At 62.9% G+C, this 1,150-nt stretch carries 1 protein-coding gene and 1 pseudogene; both read left to right on the forward strand.

Annotation, left to right across the window (positions count from 1 at the left end; translation table 11 throughout):
- A pseudogene (locus EOA38_RS37305) lies at window positions 1-445 on the forward strand (anti-sigma factor); the annotation flags it as partial.
- Window positions 446-483: 38 nt separating this feature from the next.
- The coding region (locus tag EOA38_RS37310; protein ID WP_145966323.1) for a Bax inhibitor-1/YccA family protein at window positions 484-1,150 on the forward strand (667 nt) is incomplete at its 3' end.

The following is a 1,150-nucleotide window of genomic DNA, read 5'->3' on the forward strand; positions in this document are numbered from 1 at the left end:
GATCGCGGTGACCAAGGTTGTCGCCTCGACGCAGCCGCCCGCCTATGTCGAGGAAGCGGTGAGCGCGCACCGGACGACGTTGGTGCGCGAGACGATGCCATCCCAGGCCGAAGCGCCAAATTACAATGCCGACGAAATCCGCGCCGCGACAGCGATCGTCATGCCCTCGCTTCCCGATGACTGGAAGATACGAGACGTCCAGATCTATCCGTCGCGTTTCGGGCCGAGCGTCGAGATGGCGGTCGAGACGAAGGACCTCGGCCTGGTGTCGCTCTTCGCCATCAGGCCGGGCACATTCGACGTGGTGAAACCGACGGTCGCGCCCTCGGGCGATATCTCATCCGCCTATTTCCAGATCGGCGAGGTGGCCTACGCCGTCGTCGGACGAGGCGATGCCGGCGATCTCGACCGGGCCGCCGAAAAGCTGGCCCGAACGCTTTACTGAAACGCCCAATCAAACCGATCCAACCAAGGAGAACCCAAATGAACAGCCCCAATCTGGGATACCGAACGGGCGCCGGCGTCCAGACCGGCGCAGTCTATGACGAGGGCCTGCGCAAGCACATGCTGCGCGTCTACAACTATATGGGCCTCGGCCTCGTCGTCACCGGCCTTGTCGCCTTGGCCGTCGCCTCGACGCCGGCGCTCTACGTGCCGATCTTCTCCAGCCCGCTGAAATGGGTGGTGATGCTGGCGCCGCTCGCCTTCGTCATGCTCTTCTCGTTCAAGATGCAGACGATGTCGGCGGCAAGCGCGCAGGCCATGTTCTGGGCCTTCTGCGCCGTCATGGGCCTGTCGCTCGCTTCCGTGTTCCTGGTGTTCACCGGCACCAGCATCGCGCGCACCTTCTTCATCGCTGCGACGATGTTCGGCGCCACCAGCCTCTATGGCTACACGACCAGGCGCGACCTGACGCAGTTCTCGTCCTTCCTGATCATGGGCCTGATCGGCGTGGTGATTGCCAGCCTCGTCAACCTGTTCCTGGGCTCGACCGCGCTGCAGTTTGCCATCTCGGTGATCGGCATTGCCGTCTTCATCGGCCTGACCGCCTGGGATACGCAGACGATCAAGGAGCAGTATGCCGAGAATTTCGACGCGGAATCGCAGCAGAAGCTCGCCGTCTTCGGCGCCTTCTCGCTCTATCTGAATT

It is taken from the genome of Mesorhizobium sp. M1E.F.Ca.ET.041.01.1.1, from assembly GCF_003997355.1.
Taxonomy (GTDB): domain Bacteria; phylum Pseudomonadota; class Alphaproteobacteria; order Rhizobiales; family Rhizobiaceae; genus Mesorhizobium.